The following is a 2,072-nucleotide window of genomic DNA, read 5'->3' as shown; positions in this document are numbered from 1 at the left end:
GTCCCGCTCGACGATGGCGAACGTCGTGTCGTCGATCGCGGTGATCTCTGACAACCCGACCCAGCCGCCCGCAGCGGACTCGGGTGCGTCCAACGGGTAGTGGAAGAACGCCCAGGTGCCATCGCCCGGCGTGTACCGACCGATCTTGACGAGCCCGGAAGCATCATCCTTCCATTCCCGCTGGAAGGCGACATACACCTGCTCGTCAGCGCCGGTACCGACGGAGGCAACGCCTTCGAAACCGTTGCTCTTCTGCTCGGCGACGACGTCATCGGGCAGCCCGATCTCGACGACCGTGCCGTCGGCGGCAACATCGAGCAGCAGGTTCGGCGTGAAGTCGTCGGCTCCGGGCTCGGCCGCGCCTTCGCTGGCGACCCACCAACCACCGTCGGCGGCGACGGCGACACCTTCGGGGTCGTAGCCGAGCGGCTCACCCGCGTCATCGACGAGGGCGAGCTTCTCGGTGATGAGTGCCGGCGTCACCGACACGTCGACGGAGAAGATCACGCTTTCCGAGTAGTAGCTGTCCTGGACGGCGTACAACGTGTCGGCGTCCACGGGATCGGCGGTGAGCCCGGAGAGCGCCCCCCACCCGATCGGGAGGCCGGCATCATCGACGCCGGAGTGGATGGTCGGGTACGACGGCACCTCTTCGCGCAGCAGTTCGTAGAGCGAGATCGCCGAGCGGTAGAAGCCCTCGGTCGCCTCGGATGCAACCACGAACAGGTCGCGGGACGGGATCGCCAACATCCCTTCAGGGGCCAGCCCGGTCGGCAGCACCTGCATCAGCTGCGGACGATCAGGCTTCCGCACGTCGTAGACCCCGACGAAGCTGCCCCGCTCGGAGCCGACGAAGAGGAACTGGCCGTTGACCGCCCCTCGGTACTCGCCGTACTCGATGCCCTCGGGCTCGGAGCCCTTGTTCTCGGAGCGGCTCTCCGGGTAGTGACCGATGCTGGTCGCCACGTGCTCGAACGCCGAACCGGCGTCGTAGGTGACATTCCCACGGGTGTCGAACATGGCGAAACCGCGTGAGCCGCCGAACAGATCGCCTTCGTTGGCCGTGGCGACACGGTTCCCGACCCATGCAATGGAGTCGGGTTCACGGGGGACGTCTTCGAGGCTACCGGCCGGGTCGATGATGCCGTCCTCGATCGTGTCGACATCGGTGAGATCCACCGAGCCCGCCGCCCAATCCTCGATGATGGTCGCGGTCGCCAGGTCGATGAACACCATGTGGTTGTTCTCCTGGAGCGAGACGGCGGCGATGTTGCCGCGGTTGATGTCGATGAACTCCGGCTCGGCATCGGTCGGGTAGAGGTCGGCGACGCCGTCGAGATCGACGAGAGTCGTAACCCAGGTAGTGGGATCGGATGGCGTCCTCAGGTCCACGACCACGACGTACCCACCGGGATACTGCTCCGGCTCACCGTCGCCGAGTTCCTCGTTCCGCTCGTTCTCGATGGCAACCGCGGCGTAGCGTCCGTCGGGGCTGACGGCCACCGAATCGGGCTGACCACCCAGCGGGATGGAGCGAACGACTGTCTGGGTGGCGATGTCCACCACGGCGAGCTCCCCGCGGGGGAAGAGGTAGCCGAGCGCGGTCACCGTCTCGTCACCGTCCGGGAAGATGTTGACACCAGCGAGGGCGAAGCCCCCGGCGACGGCGACCGACGTGGGCTCACGGAGAATCTGGAGCTCGTCGCCGTCGATGTCGACGAGATCGCTGTCCAGACCGAGCTCGAGCAGGCCAGCCGCAACGGGAGCCGCGGGGTCGGTGATGTCCACGAACCCGAGTGCGCCGGCCGCGCTGTCGGTGTAGATGAGCGTGTTGCCGTCGTCGGATGCGGCGACGATCTCAGCGACCTCGCTGCCTGCGTTGTCCTGTACCTCGAACGTGCTGACACGCTCGAACCCGCCGGTGCGGACGGCCGCATCGGCCCCCGTCGGCATGATGGCGAGCAGCAATGCTGCGATCGCGATGAGGGCGCCGAAGACGACGCCGGGGGCTCGACGAGCCCCTTCTATAGAAGCCATGTGAGTTCAGTCCTCCACGATTGTGATGGTGTGTT

The 2,072-nt window shown here is 66.6% G+C and carries 1 protein-coding gene; it reads right to left on the bottom strand.

The annotated features are described in order from the left end of the window. Positions 1-2,037 (bottom strand): esterase-like activity of phytase family protein (locus WBV89_RS03740; RefSeq protein ID WP_423980002.1); only part of this gene is annotated, 2,037 nt, incomplete at its 3' end. Between the last annotated feature and the right edge of the window lie 35 nt (positions 2,038-2,072).

This window comes from Ilumatobacter sp. (genome assembly GCF_049588435.1).
Lineage (GTDB): Bacteria > Actinomycetota > Acidimicrobiia > Acidimicrobiales > Ilumatobacteraceae > Ilumatobacter_A.
The sequence above is the reverse complement of the archived record's forward strand: the minus strand, read 5'-3'. Positions and strand labels throughout refer to the sequence as shown.